General features: G+C 73.6%; 13 protein-coding genes and 1 pseudogene. 10 read left to right on the forward strand and 4 right to left on the reverse strand.

Annotated elements, in window-relative coordinates; translation table 11 throughout:
• Positions 1 to 22 precede the first annotated feature (22 nt).
• The 5 genes from ABZ883_RS05670 (at position 23) to ABZ883_RS05690 (ending at position 3,728) form a co-directional block, all read left to right on the forward strand.
• Positions 23 to 700, forward strand: a complete 678-nt coding sequence (locus ABZ883_RS05670; protein ID WP_319658662.1) for a response regulator transcription factor — start codon at positions 23 to 25, stop codon at positions 698 to 700.
• Positions 701 to 750: 50 nt separating this feature from the next.
• Entirely contained in the window at positions 751 to 2,250 is a 1,500-nt protein-coding gene (locus tag ABZ883_RS05675) for a HAMP domain-containing sensor histidine kinase (protein ID WP_360902928.1), read from the forward strand.
• Entirely contained in the window at positions 2,247 to 2,897 is a 651-nt protein-coding gene (locus ABZ883_RS05680; RefSeq protein WP_360902023.1) for a hypothetical protein, read from the forward strand. The genes ABZ883_RS05675 and ABZ883_RS05680 overlap by 4 nt, the downstream gene beginning before the upstream one ends.
• Positions 2,898 to 2,950: 53 nt before the next feature.
• The gene (locus ABZ883_RS05685) at positions 2,951 to 3,442 is read left to right on the forward strand and encodes a VanZ family protein (protein ID WP_360902026.1); all 492 of its coding nucleotides are present in this window, start codon (positions 2,951 to 2,953) and stop codon (positions 3,440 to 3,442) included.
• A gap of 85 nt (positions 3,443 to 3,527) precedes the next feature.
• Positions 3,528 to 3,728: a PspC domain-containing protein gene (locus ABZ883_RS05690; RefSeq protein ID WP_360902029.1), complete on the forward strand. Its 201-nt coding sequence runs from the start codon at positions 3,528 to 3,530 to the stop codon at positions 3,726 to 3,728.
• Positions 3,729 to 3,796: 68 nt separating this feature from the next.
• On the opposite strand, the gene ABZ883_RS05695 is transcribed toward ABZ883_RS05690, so the two are convergent.
• Positions 3,797 to 4,138 carry a hypothetical protein gene (locus ABZ883_RS05695; RefSeq protein ID WP_360902032.1) on the reverse strand — a complete coding sequence of 114 codons (342 nt, stop codon included), beginning with the start codon at positions 4,136 to 4,138 and terminating at the stop codon, positions 3,797 to 3,799.
• Positions 4,139 to 4,545: 407 nt separating this feature from the next.
• On the opposite strand from ABZ883_RS05695, the gene ABZ883_RS05700 reads away from it, so the two are divergent.
• On the forward strand, positions 4,546 to 5,661 hold the full coding sequence (locus ABZ883_RS05700) for an adenosine deaminase (protein WP_360902035.1): 1,116 nt from the start codon (positions 4,546 to 4,548) through the stop codon (positions 5,659 to 5,661).
• Positions 5,662 to 5,710: 49 nt separating this feature from the next.
• On the opposite strand, the gene ABZ883_RS05705 is transcribed toward ABZ883_RS05700, so the two are convergent.
• The gene (locus ABZ883_RS05705; RefSeq protein ID WP_360902038.1) at positions 5,711 to 6,262 is read right to left on the reverse strand and encodes an excalibur calcium-binding domain-containing protein; all 552 of its coding nucleotides are present in this window, start codon (positions 6,260 to 6,262) and stop codon (positions 5,711 to 5,713) included.
• Positions 6,263 to 6,652: 390 nt separating this feature from the next.
• Between ABZ883_RS05705 and ABZ883_RS05710 the strand changes: the two genes are divergently transcribed.
• From ABZ883_RS05710 to ABZ883_RS05720, 3 genes and pseudogenes are all read left to right on the forward strand, one after another.
• The gene (locus tag ABZ883_RS05710; RefSeq protein ID WP_360902041.1) at positions 6,653 to 7,432 is read left to right on the forward strand and encodes a dienelactone hydrolase family protein; all 780 of its coding nucleotides are present in this window, start codon (positions 6,653 to 6,655) and stop codon (positions 7,430 to 7,432) included.
• A gap of 52 nt (positions 7,433 to 7,484) precedes the next feature.
• Positions 7,485 to 7,613: pseudogene (locus ABZ883_RS05715) on the forward strand (alpha/beta hydrolase); the annotation flags it as partial.
• Positions 7,614 to 7,732: 119 nt separating this feature from the next.
• Positions 7,733 to 7,933, forward strand: a complete 201-nt coding sequence (locus tag ABZ883_RS05720; RefSeq protein ID WP_360902044.1) for a DUF5999 family protein — start codon at positions 7,733 to 7,735, stop codon at positions 7,931 to 7,933.
• Here ABZ883_RS05720 and ABZ883_RS05725 read toward each other — a convergent pair.
• Entirely contained in the window at positions 7,920 to 8,843 is a 924-nt protein-coding gene (locus ABZ883_RS05725) for a LysR family transcriptional regulator (RefSeq protein ID WP_360902047.1), read from the reverse strand. The two genes, ABZ883_RS05720 and ABZ883_RS05725, sit on opposite strands and share 14 nt — an antisense overlap.
• A gap of 121 nt (positions 8,844 to 8,964) precedes the next feature.
• Between ABZ883_RS05725 and ABZ883_RS05730 the strand changes: the two genes are divergently transcribed.
• On the forward strand, positions 8,965 to 10,236 hold the full coding sequence (locus ABZ883_RS05730; RefSeq protein ID WP_360902050.1) for an MFS transporter: 1,272 nt from the start codon (positions 8,965 to 8,967) through the stop codon (positions 10,234 to 10,236).
• A 98-nt stretch (positions 10,237 to 10,334) separates the two neighbouring features.
• On the opposite strand, the gene ABZ883_RS05735 is transcribed toward ABZ883_RS05730, so the two are convergent.
• A complete protein-coding gene (locus ABZ883_RS05735) occupies positions 10,335 to 11,612 on the reverse strand; it encodes a thymidine phosphorylase (RefSeq protein WP_360902053.1) in 1,278 nt (425 codons plus the stop codon).
• Between the last annotated feature and the right edge of the window lie 5 nt (positions 11,613 to 11,617).

The raw sequence follows: 11,617 nt of genomic DNA on the forward strand, positions 1-11,617 counted from the left end.
ATCCTTGGTGGAGAATGCGGGCGTGCCTTTCCTGTTGCTGATCGAGGACGACGACGCCATCCGAGCGAGCCTCGAACTCGCCCTGTCGCGCCAAGGCCACCGAGTGGTGGCCGCGGCGACGGGCGAGGACGGGCTGAAGCTGCTGCGCGAACAGCGGCCGGACCTGATCGTGCTGGACGTCATGCTGCCCGGGATCGACGGTTTCGAGGTGTGCCGGCGTATCCGGCGGACCGACCAGCTGCCGATCATCCTGCTGACCGCCCGCAGCGACGACATCGACGTCGTCGTGGGCCTGGAGTCCGGTGCGGACGACTACGTCCTCAAACCGATCCAGCCGCGGGTGCTCGACGCCCGCATCCGCGCGGTGCTGCGCCGCGGCGAGCGCGACAGTTCCGACTCGGCGGCCTTCGGCAGCATCGTGATCGACCGGTCCGCGATGACCGTCACGAAGAACGGCGAGGACCTGCAACTGACCCCCACCGAACTGCGCCTGCTGCTGGAGCTCAGCCGCAGGCCCGGGCAGGCGCTGTCCCGGCAGCAGTTGCTGCGCCTGGTCTGGGAGCACGACTACCTCGGTGACTCGCGCCTGGTCGACGCCTGCGTGCAGCGGCTGCGCGCGAAGATCGAGGACGTGCCGTCGTCGCCCACCCTGATCCGTACCGTCAGAGGCGTCGGATACCGCCTGGACGCCCCGGCGTGAATCCAGGGCATCACGAGTACGCCGCCGAGGACGACGCCGCGGAGCAGCGGCTGAACGGCTGGCGATCACGACTGCTGCGGCTCACGAGCCTGCGGCTGCGCCTGGTGGCGGTCTTCGCCGCCGTGGCACTGGCCGCCGCCGTGTCCGCCTCCGGCATCGCGTACTGGCTCAACCGCGACGCCGTGCTGACCCGCGCCCAGAACGCCGCGCTGAACGACTTCCGCGCCTCCATGACGCGCAACGCGGGGTCGCTGCCACGCCATCCGTCCTGCGACAAGCTGGCCGACGCGGCACGGAACATCGGCGCGAGCACCCAGAACTACCAGGTGATTCTCATCGCCACCAAGCCGGACGGCGACGACTGCGCACAGAAGTCGAGCAGCGACGGCCTCTCCCTGGACGCGGTGCCGCCCTCGCTGCGCAAGGCCGTCGCGAAGCGCAACCCCAAGCAGGGCGACCCCACCGAGTACCACCTGTACTGGCAGCGCATCAGCCGCGGCGGCCAGCCCTACCTGGTGGGCGGCGCCAAAATGATCGGGGGCGGGCCGACCGGCTACATGTTCAAGTCGCTGGAGGCCGAGCGCAAGGACCTCAACTCGCTGGCCTGGTCGCTCGGCATCGCGACCGCGCTCGCCCTGATCGGGGCCGCGCTGCTGGCACAGGCCGCCGCCTCCACCGTGCTGCGGCCCGTGGCACGGCTCGGCGAGGCCGCGCGCCGGCTCGGCGAGGGCAAGCTCGACACCCGGCTGCGGGTCACCGGCACCGATGAACTCGCCGAGCTGTCGCGGACGTTCAACCGCACCGCCGAGCGCCTGGAACGGCGCGTGGACGAGCTCAGCCAGCGCGAGGCGGCCAGCCGCCGCTTCGTCGCCGACATGTCGCACGAACTGCGCACCCCGCTGACCGCGATCACCGCCGTCACCGAGGTGCTGGAGGACGAGGCCGACTCCCTCGACCCGATGATCGCCCCCGCGGTGCGGCTGGTGGTGAGCGAGACCAAGCGGCTGGGCGAGCTGGTGGAGAACCTCATGGAGGTCACCCGCTTCGACGCGGGCACCGCCCGGCTCGTCGAGGACGCGGTGGACGTCTCCGACATGGTCACCGCCTGCATGGACACCCGGGCCTGGCTGGACGCGGTCGACCTCGACGCCCCGCGCGGCATCATCGCCCGGCTCGACCCGCGCCGCCTGGACGTCATCCTGGCCAACCTGATCGGCAACGCCCTCAAGCACGGCGGCTCCCCGGTCCGGGTCAAGGTGCGGCAGGACGGCGACGAACTGGTCGTGGAGGTCGCCGACAACGGCCCCGGCATCCCCGAGGACGTCCTGCCGCACGTCTTCGACCGCTTCTTCAAGGCCGACGCCTCCCGCGCCCGTTCCGAGGGCAGCGGCCTGGGCCTGTCGATCGCGCTGGAGAACGCGCACATCCACGGCGGCGGCATCACCGCGGCCAACGCCCCCGGCGGGGGCGCGGTCTTCACACTGCGGCTGCCGATGGGCGGTGCGGACGACCTCGCCCCGGAGCCCGAGGAAGGGAACGTGAGCACGTGACATCCTCCCCGTCCCGGAGGTGGCGCGCCCCGCTCCTCGCCGTGGTGTGCGCGGCACTGGCGGCCGGCTGCGGCATCCGCACCACGTCCGTGCCGGTGGACGCGGGACCGGCACCCTCGCGGGTGTCGTGCGCGGTCCCGGACAGCCCCCGGGCGACGACGGCCTCCCCCGGCGCCACGGTCTCCGCCTCGGCTTCGGCTTCGGCCCCCGCCGCGACGCCGGCGCCGTTCGTCGCCGTGTACCTGGTGTGCAGCTCGCAGGTCGCCGACGTGCACCGCACGGTCGCCCTCGCCGGGCTGACCCGGCTCGGCACCGCCGTGGTGCTGCTGCGCGAGCTCCAGCAACGCCTGGGGATGACCGAGGCGACCGCCGGCTTCGGCACCGCCGTACAGGGCGACCTGGCCGTGGAGGGGCCGCGTCCCGGCGATCCCCGGGACGCGCTGCGGCTGAGCGCGCCGCTGTCGGAGCTGCCGCCGTTCGCGCTGGCGCAGGTGGTGTGCACCTACGCGGCCGATCCGTCGCTGTCCTCCCGCGGCTCGGTGGTGCTGGGGGGTTCCGACGACACCCGGGTGCGTCGTTTCACCTGCACCAGCGACCTGCGCACGGACCCCGGCGCGGCCGAAACCGCTGGAACCGCCGTGAAGTGACGGACGTCCTTCCATTCGTGCGGCGCGACGGCTCTTCCCCGAAAGTGCGCGCGGTGGGCCTGACACTCGCCGCGGTTCACCTGACTCTGGTGGGATGGCTGCTCCTGCGTCCGCAGTACGTCGCCTGGGTCGACGCGCCCAACCTGCGCCCCCTGGCGACGATCCGCACCGACCTCGCCTTGCCGCCCCTGGAGGCGTTCCGCGAACTGGGCGCGGGGCTGGTGCTGCTCGCGCCGCTCGGGGTGCTGCTGCCCATGGCCGGGGGGCGGGTACGGGTCTCCGGGCCGGGTTCGTTCGCGCGGACGGTCTTCGCCGGGCTGATGATCTCGCTGGCCCTGGAGTTCATGCAGACCGGCGTGCCGGGTCAGATCTTCGACGTCGACGCGCTGCTGCTCAACACGGTGGGCGTCGCCCTGGCCCACCTCGCGGTCGTACCGGCCGCGCGCGCCTGGCTGCGGCGGCGCGGCGAGCGGGTCACGGCCCGCGGCACGGCCGGTTCTCAGGGCCGGACCCCGAGGATTCCCAGGGTCGGAGTCGCCCCGTAGAGCGACGATTCGCGGCGGTATGCGCATCTACGGTGGTGTCATCGGCCGGAGGGACCGGCCTGGAACTCCCGAAGGAGCACCCGCCATGTCCGCTCTGGTCCGCCCGCGTCACGGCCGGATGATCGCCGGGGTCTGCGCCGGGCTCGCCGACCGGTTCGGCACCTCGCACACCACGATGCGCGTGATCTTCCTGCTGTCCTGCCTCCTGCCCGGCCCGCAGTTCCTGCTCTACCTGGCGCTGTGGATCGTGCTGCCCGCCGAGGGGCGCCCCTCGGCCGCGCTGTAGCCGCCGGCACCGCAATGCGTGAGGGCCGCACCCCCGGTCGGGGGTGCGGCCCTCACGCATGGGCGGGGTCAGCCGCCGATGGGCAGGCCCTGAAGGGGGAGCTGGCCGAGCTGCCCCCCGATCGGGAGCTTGCCGAGGGGCAGGCCGCCGAGCAGCGTGTTCAGCGCGACGGGGGTGTTCTGCGCACCCGGGACGACGTTGCCCGCCTTGGGCAGGTTGCCGGCGAGCGAGTCGAGCGGGACCGCCTGGGCCACCTGGTTGACCGGCAGAGAGGTGGCCGGCAGGTTCGGCACCTGGGGCAGGCCCATGTCGGTCGTCGACGGGGCGGCGGATGCGGCGCCCGCGGCGGCACCGACGAAGGCCACGCCCAGCGCGGCGGCACCGAGAGTCTTGACGGTTCCGGTCTTCATGGTTGCGATCCTCGTGATGGGGGAGATGGAGCGCCCGCCGCGTCGACACACGGGCCGTAACCGCGGGAATCCGGAACGTAGCGAGGCGGGGCACCCGGGCGCAAGCGGAGGCGCGCCGTCGCGCGCCGCGCCGCCGGTACGCCGACGGGCCCCGCGCCCGCCCGGCCGGTCGCCGCCGCCGGACGCGGAACCGCTGGCCGAGGGCGGTGCGGCGGACGCCGGACGGAACGGCCGCGTGGCCCTCGGCTTGCGCACACCCCGGCCCGTGGACGTCATCGATCATCGCCGGTCGTTCAGCGAAAGGGATGAACGCCGCCTTCGCCGTGTTGACGGTCCGCATCCGGAACCACGGGGCACCGGGGCCGGATCGGAGTCCGTTCTATGCGCGTAGGAGTTAGAGTGCGGAAATGACGAGCCAGAGCGTGATCCCGAGTTCTGAACAGATCCGGCGCGCGCCGAAGGTGCTGCTCCACGACCATCTGGACGGGGGCCTGCGGCCGGGGACGGTCGTCGACCTGGCCCGCGCCTCGGGCTACGAGGGGCTGCCGGAGGAGGACCCCGGCAAGCTCGGGGTGTGGTTCCGCGAGGCGGCCGATTCGGGGTCGCTGGAGCGGTACTTGGAGACGTTCTCGCACACGGTCGGCGTGATGCAGACGCGTGAGGCCCTGGTGCGGGTCGCCGCGGAGTGCGCCGAGGACCTCGCGGCCGACGGTGTGGTGTACGCGGAGGTGCGGTTCGCTCCGGAGCTGCACGTGGAGCGCGGCCTGGGCCTGGAGGAGGTCGTCGAGGCCGTCAACGAGGGCTTCCGGGAGGGCGAGCGGCGGGCCCGCGAGGACGGCCGCCGGATCCGGGTCGGGGCGCTGCTGACGGCGATGCGCCATGCGGCGCGTTCGCAGGAGATCGCGGAACTGGCGATCCGGTACCGCGACGCGGGCGTGGTCGGCTTCGACATCGCGGGTGCCGAGGCGGGCTTCCCGCCCACCCGCCACCTGGACGCCTTCGAGTACCTGCAGCGGGAGAACTTCCACTTCACCATCCACGCGGGCGAGGGGTTCGGCCTGCCGTCGATCTGGCAGGCGCTCCAGTGGTGCGGCGCGGACCGGCTCGGCCACGGCGTCCGCATCATCGACGACATCGAGGTCGCCGCCGACGGCTCGGTGCGGCTGGGCCGGCTGGCGTCGTACGTGCGGGACAAGCGCATCCCGCTGGAGATGTGCCCGACCTCGAACCTCCAGACGGGCGCGGCGGCTTCGTACGAGGAGCATCCGATCGGGCTGCTGCGCCGGCTGCGGTTCCGGGTGACGGTGAACACCGACAACCGGCTGATGAGCGGCACGAGCATGAGCCGGGAGTTCGAGCACCTGGCGGCCGCGTTCGGGTACACGCTGCGGGACTTCGAGTGGTTCTCGATCAACGCGCTCAAGTCGGCCTTCATCCCGTTCGACGAGCGGCTGGCGCTGATCGACGAGGTGATCAAGCCGGGCTACTCGTCGCTGCGCAGCGAGTGGCTGTTCCAGGGGTGAGGCGCCGACCGGGGGCCGGGACGCGGACCGTCCCGGCCCCCGCGGGCGGCTACTCGCAGGCGACTCCGTCGCTGTCGCGGTCGAGCGCGCCGCGGTAGCCGGGGTCGCCCACGTAGAGCGGGGCGGCCCCGGCGGCGCGGGCCGCGGTGCAGTTCGCGTAGTAGGCGCTGCCGCCACCACCCCCGCTGTCGCTGCCACCGCCGCCGGAACCGGAGGCGGCCTTGACGGTCTTGGTCACCGTCACCCTGGGCAGCGGCTTCGCCGTGACGGTCCTGGTCACCGTCGGAGCGGGCTCGGGGGACGCGGTGACCGTGGCCGTGGCCGTCGCGGTGACGGTGACCCTCGCCGTGACCGTCGGGGCGGCCTTCGCCTTCGCGTCGGCCTGGCCGGCCTCGCTCCCCGTGGCCGCGGCGGTGATCACCATGGCGAACAGGAACACCCCGGCCCCCGCGAACCAGACGCGCTTGCGCCGGTGCAGCGGCCGGGAGTCCGGCACGCGCGACGCCCCGGACGTGTCGTACGGATGCGCGGGCGGCTGACCCCATCCCTGCTGCTGCGGCCCCGGTCCCCACCCCTGCGGCTGCTGCGGGCTGTTGCTCATTCGGTTGTCCCTCCCCATACCGCTGCGGACAGCGCTGTCCGCATGGCGCCCGGCCGGGGTGTCGAACCCCAGCTCACGCTCCCGAAGGGACCGGGCGGCACGCCTGCCGGGGGGCGACCGAGGAACACAGGGCCACCACTCCCTCTTCACAGGAAGCACACAGTAGCGAGAGGCTACGACAACCCAAGGCGCGGCCACCGGGTTTCGCGCGAACGACGCCGGCCGCGCCCGGCTTCCACCGGTACGTAACGCAATGCCGCGCCGGGCGGCCGCTCTCTCCGGAGGATGGCGGACCAAGTGCAGCCGTACGCGCGTAGAACGTGTGGATGATGCCGAATATTGACCTCCCGGCCAGGTCGTGCACACCTTCCCGTCTGCCATGGTTACGCCATGGCTTCGCAAGCTTTACCGGTGCGTGGTGCGCGGTTGGGAAAGAGAGTCACTCCGGGGCTGACCCCGGCGGCACGGCGGGAATCGGACGACACCGTCCGGGCCGCCGTACTCGTGCTGCCCGGGGGCAGCGCGCTGAGCACGCGCCGGCGCTCGCCGGTGGCGGCCGCCGCCATGGTGCCCCTGGCCCGGCGGCTGGTACGGGCGGCGGGCCGCGGCGAGGGGCTGGCCGTGCACGTCGTGCACTACCGCTTCCGCGGCTGGAACGGCGGTCACGCCCACCCCGCGCAGGACGCCGAGTGGGCCGTGGACGAGGTCGTGCAGCGCTACGGCGACGTGCCGGTGGCCCTGGTCGGCATGGACATGGGCGGCCGCGCGGCACTGCGCGCGGCCGGGCACACGGCCGTCGACTCCGTGGTCGCCATAGCGCCCTGGCTGCCCGACGCGCTGGAGCCCGACCCCGTCAAGCAGTTGATCGGCCGTCACGTGATGATCGTGCACGGCACGAACGACCACTCCACCCACCCCGACCTGTCCTACCGGCTCGCCGAACGCGCCAAGAAGGTCAACCGGGACGTGTGCCGCTTCGAGGTCCACTCCGACGGGCACCTGCTGACCGAGCACCGCTCCGAAGTCTCCGCCCTGGCCGCCGACTTCGTCCTCGGGACGCTGCTGGGGCGCTCCTTCGCGCGCCCCGTCGCCGACGCGCTCGCCGCGCCTCCCCCGCTCGGCCTGCGCATGCCGCTCGCGGCGGGCTTCGGCCGCGCCCCGCACCACTGACCGACCACCCCCGGCACCAAGAGCTGTCCCGGCGTTCGCCTGCGCGCCGTACGACATCGTCCTCGGGACGCTGCTGGGGCGCTCCTTCGCACGCCCCGTCGCCGACGCACTCGCCGCCCCTCCCCCGCTCGGCCTGCGCATGCCGCTCGCGGCGGGCTTCGGCCGCGCCCCGCACCACTGACCGGCCACCCCCGGCACCAAGAGCTGTCCCGGCGTTCGCCTGCGCGCCGTACGGACGTACGGACGGTGTCAGGGGGGCGGGGGAGCATCACGGCAGCCGGTGGAAAAGCGAGGTCCGTCATGTGTCTGCACCAGCCGCAATGCCCGTCCGCCGACGCTCCCGACCGCGAGGCGGCGCTGGCCACGGCGTCCCACAGCGAGCAGGGCTGGAGTCTGCTGTGCAACGGCGTCCTGCTCTTCGAGGACACCGGCGAGATCCTGCCCGACGGCCGGGTGGTCGACCCGCGCCGCCCGACGGACACGCTGCTCACCCCGGGATGAGCCTGCCGCGCCGCCCGATCAGGAACTTCTTGAAGGCCGCCACCGGCGCCGTGTCCGGGTGACCGCCGAGCCAGGCCACCCCGATCTCGCGCACCGCGCGCGGTGCCGTCACCGTCAGTTCCACCACGCCGGGACGGGGCACCAGCGGCGGCGGCAGCAGTGCCACCCCCAGGCCCGCAGCGACCAGTCCGCGCAGCGTCTCGGTCTCCTCGCCCTCGAAGGCCACCCGCGGGGTGAATCCCGCCTCGGCGCTCAGCGCGTCGGCGATCCGGCGCAGCCCGTAGCCCGGTTCGAGCGTGACGAAGAGTTCACCGGCGGCCTCCGCGAGCCGGATCCTGCGCCGCCCCGCGAGCCGGTGGCCGTCGGGGACGACCAGCCGCAGCCGCTGCTCGTCCAGGCGCCGGGTGACCAGATCGGGCGCGTCCGGCACCGGTGAGGTCAGGCACAGGTCCAGCTGACCGGCGCGCAGCCCGGCCAGCATCGCCTCGCTGTAGTTCTGCACGAGCTGGAAGCGCACTCGCGGGTGGTCGGCGCGGAACTCGCGCAGCAGGGCCGGTACGGTCTCCGAGCCGAGGGTGTGCAGGAAGCCGAAGGCCACACGCCCGGTGGCCGGGTCGGCGCCGGCGCGTACCGACTCCGCCGATCGCTCCACCTCCGCCAGCGCGCGCTCCACGGAGGCGAGGAAGCCCCGCCCGGCGGGGGTGAGCGAGACGGTGCGCCCCTGGCGGGCGAAGAGCGTGACGCCCAGATCGGTCTCCAGCCGGACCATGGCCCGGCTCAGGGTCGACTGGGGCACGCCCAGCTCGCGCGCCGCCCGTGTCACGTGCTCGTGCCGCGCGACCGCCGCGAACTGCGCGAGCCGGGGCGCGAGTACGGCCGCCCAGGAGGCACTGTCCAGCTCCGCGCGCATGTCGCTCGCGTCACTCGGCGGTGTACCCGGAGCCGTTGACCTCGCTTCATGCGTCATGGGAACGATTATGACCAGTCCGTGCATTGGACGCATGAAACGGGCCGCACCTAGCGTGGGTGACATGCCTCCTGCCGATACAGGGGCGTCCGCCATGACACGGCCGGACGCCGCCTCCGCCACCGCTCTCCGCCCGGGCGGACCCGGCTACCGCCGCGCCAACGCGGCGCTGTTCGCCGCCGGTCTCGCGACGTTCGCCCTGCTCTACTCGACGCAGGCCCTGCTCCCCGCGCTCTCCGCCGGCCTCTCCCTCACCCCGGCGCAGGCCAGTCTCACCGTCTCCGCCACCACCGCGGCACTCGCGCTCGCCCTGCTGCCGGTGAGCGCGCTCAGCGAGAAGTACGGCCGCACGGCGGTGATGACGGCCTCGGTGTTCAGCGCCTCCGCACTGGCCCTGGTCATCCCCTTCGCCCCCGACCTCACCACGCTCGTTGTGCTGCGCGCCGCGCAGGGCGTGGCGCTGGCCGGACTGCCCGCGACGGCGATGGCGTACCTCGCCGAGGAGATCCACCCCAAGGCGGTGGCCTCCGCGATCGGCCTGTACGTGGCCGGCAACAGCATCGGCGGGATGAGCTCCCGGGTCCTGACCGGCGCCGTGGCCCAGGCCTTCGGGTGGCGCACCGCGCTGTTCGCCGCCGGCGCCATGGCGCTGCTGTGCGCCGCCGCCTTCCGCCTGCTGATCCCGCCCGCCCGCAACTTCCGCCCCGGGCCGGTCAATCCGGCGGCCCTGCTGCGTACCGTCGGGCACCATCTGCGCACGCCGCTGCTGCGCCGCCTGTACGTCATCGGGCTGCTCTTCATGGCGGTCTTCGGCGCCGTCTACACCGTCCTGGGCTACCGGCTCGGGGAGGCGCCGTTCGGGCTCTCCCAGACCGCCATCGGCCTCATCTTCCTGGTGTACCTGGTCGGTACAGCCGCCTCCGCGGCCTCGGGCGTGCTGCACGGCCGCATCGGCCGCCGCGGCGCCCTGTACGTCGCCGCGGGCCTGGTGACCACCGGCCTGCTGCTGAGCCTCGCCGGGTCCCTCGCCGCCGTGCTCACCGGCCTCGTGCTGATCACCGCCGGCTTCTTCACCGGCCACGCGATCGCCTCGGGCGCCGTCAGCCGCACGGCCACCACGGGCCGCGCCCAGGCCTCCGCCCTCTATCTGACGGCCTACTACATCGGCAACAGCCTCGGCGGGACCCTGGGCGCCTCCGCCTTCCACTCCGCGGGCTGGGACGGCACGGTCGTCCTCTGCCTCGCCGCGGTCCTGGGCGTCGCCGCGATCACCCTCCATGCCACGCGGCGTGCCGTGGCCGAGCACCGCGGCCGGGCGCTGCGCACCGCCGGCTGAGCCGCGCACCCCACGAGGAGGGGAGCGGAGGGGAAGAGAGCGGGGCCGGTGGACGTCCACCGGCCCCGCTCCCTGCGCCGCGCGGGGGTGCGCCCCGGTCAGGCGATACGGTCCAGCACGATCGGGCGGGGCGTGAACGCCGTGCCCTCGGGGGAGATCTCGACGCCGCCCGTGAGGGCCGCCAGGGCGTAGTCGAACTTCTCCGGTGTGTCGGTGTGCAGGGTCAGCAGCGGCTGGCCCTGCGAGACCACGGCACCGGGCTTGGCGTGGATCTCCACACCCGCCCCGGCCTGCACCGGGTCCTCCTTGCGCGCGCGGCCGGCGCCCAGGCGCCAGGCGGCGACGCCGACGGCGTAGGCGTCCAGGCCGGTGAGCACACCGGAGCGCTCGGCGGTGACCACGTGCCGCTCGCGCGCGACGGGCAGCGCCGCGTCCGGGTCGCCGCCCTGGGCGGCGATCATGCGGCGCCACACGTCCATGGCGGAGCCGTCGGCCAGGGCCTTGACCGGGTCGGCGTCCGTCAGGCCCGCCGCGTCGAGCATCTCGCGGGCCAGGGCGAGGGTCAGTTCGACCACGTCGGCCGGGCCGCCGCCCGCCAGGACCTCGACGGACTCGCGGACCTCCAGGGCGTTGCCCGCGGTCAGGCCCAGCGGGGTCGCCATGTCGGTGAGCAGGGCGACGGTGCGCACACCGTGGTCGGTGCCCAGGCCCACCATGGTGGAGGCCAGCTCGCGGGCGTCCTCCAGGTTCTTCATGAAGGCGCCGGAGCCGACCTTGACGTCCAGGACGAGCGAACCCGTGCCCTCGGCGATCTTCTTCGACATGATCGAGGAGGCGATCAGCGGGATCGCCTCGACGGTGCCGGTCACGTCGCGCAGCGCGTACAGCTTCTTGTCGGCCGGGGCGAGGCCGTCGCCGGCCGCGCAGATGACCGCGCCGGAGTCGCCCAGGACCCGCAGCATCTCCTCGTTGGACAGCAGCGCCCGCCAGCCGGGGATGGACTCCAGCTTGTCCAGGGTGCCGCCGGTGTGGCCCAGGCCCCGGCCGGACAGCTGGGGCACGGCGGCGCCGCACGCGGCCACGAGGGGCGCCAGCGGCAGCGTGATCTTGTCGCCGACGCCGCCGGTGGAGTGCTTGTCCGCGGTGGGGCGCGGCAGCGAGGAGAAGTCCATGCGCTCGCCGCTGTTGATCATCGCCGCGGTCCAGCGGGCGATCTCGGCCCGGTCCATGCCGTTGAGCAGGATCGCCATGGCGAGCGCGGACATCTGCTCGTCGGCGACCTCACCCTTGGTGTAGGCGTCGATGACCCAGTCGATCTGCTCGTCGTCGAGGCGGCCGCCGTCGCGCTTGGTGCGGATGACGGAAATGGCGTCCATGATTC

Source organism: Streptomyces sp. NPDC046977, assembly GCF_040644455.1.
In the GTDB taxonomy this organism is placed as follows: Bacteria; Actinomycetota; Actinomycetes; order Streptomycetales; family Streptomycetaceae; genus Actinacidiphila.

Coding starts and splice junctions, on each gene's coding strand:
- ABZ883_RS05690 (WP_360902029.1), top strand. CDS start 3,528: ATGTCCGCTCTGGTCCGCCCGCGTCACGGCCGGATGATCGCCGGGGTC.
- ABZ883_RS05695 (WP_360902032.1), bottom strand. CDS start 4,138: ATGAAGACCGGAACCGTCAAGACTCTCGGTGCCGCCGCGCTGGGCGTG.
- ABZ883_RS05700 (WP_360902035.1), top strand. CDS start 4,546: ATGACGAGCCAGAGCGTGATCCCGAGTTCTGAACAGATCCGGCGCGCG.
- ABZ883_RS05705 (WP_360902038.1), bottom strand. CDS start 6,262: ATGAGCAACAGCCCGCAGCAGCCGCAGGGGTGGGGACCGGGGCCGCAG.
- ABZ883_RS05710 (WP_360902041.1), top strand. CDS start 6,653: ATGGCTTCGCAAGCTTTACCGGTGCGTGGTGCGCGGTTGGGAAAGAGA.
- ABZ883_RS05720 (WP_360902044.1), top strand. CDS start 7,733: ATGTGTCTGCACCAGCCGCAATGCCCGTCCGCCGACGCTCCCGACCGC.
- ABZ883_RS05725 (WP_360902047.1), bottom strand. CDS start 8,843: ATGCGCGCGGAGCTGGACAGTGCCTCCTGGGCGGCCGTACTCGCGCCC.
- ABZ883_RS05730 (WP_360902050.1), top strand. CDS start 8,965: ATGCCTCCTGCCGATACAGGGGCGTCCGCCATGACACGGCCGGACGCC.
- ABZ883_RS05735 (WP_360902053.1), bottom strand. CDS start 11,612: ATGGACGCCATTTCCGTCATCCGCACCAAGCGCGACGGCGGCCGCCTC.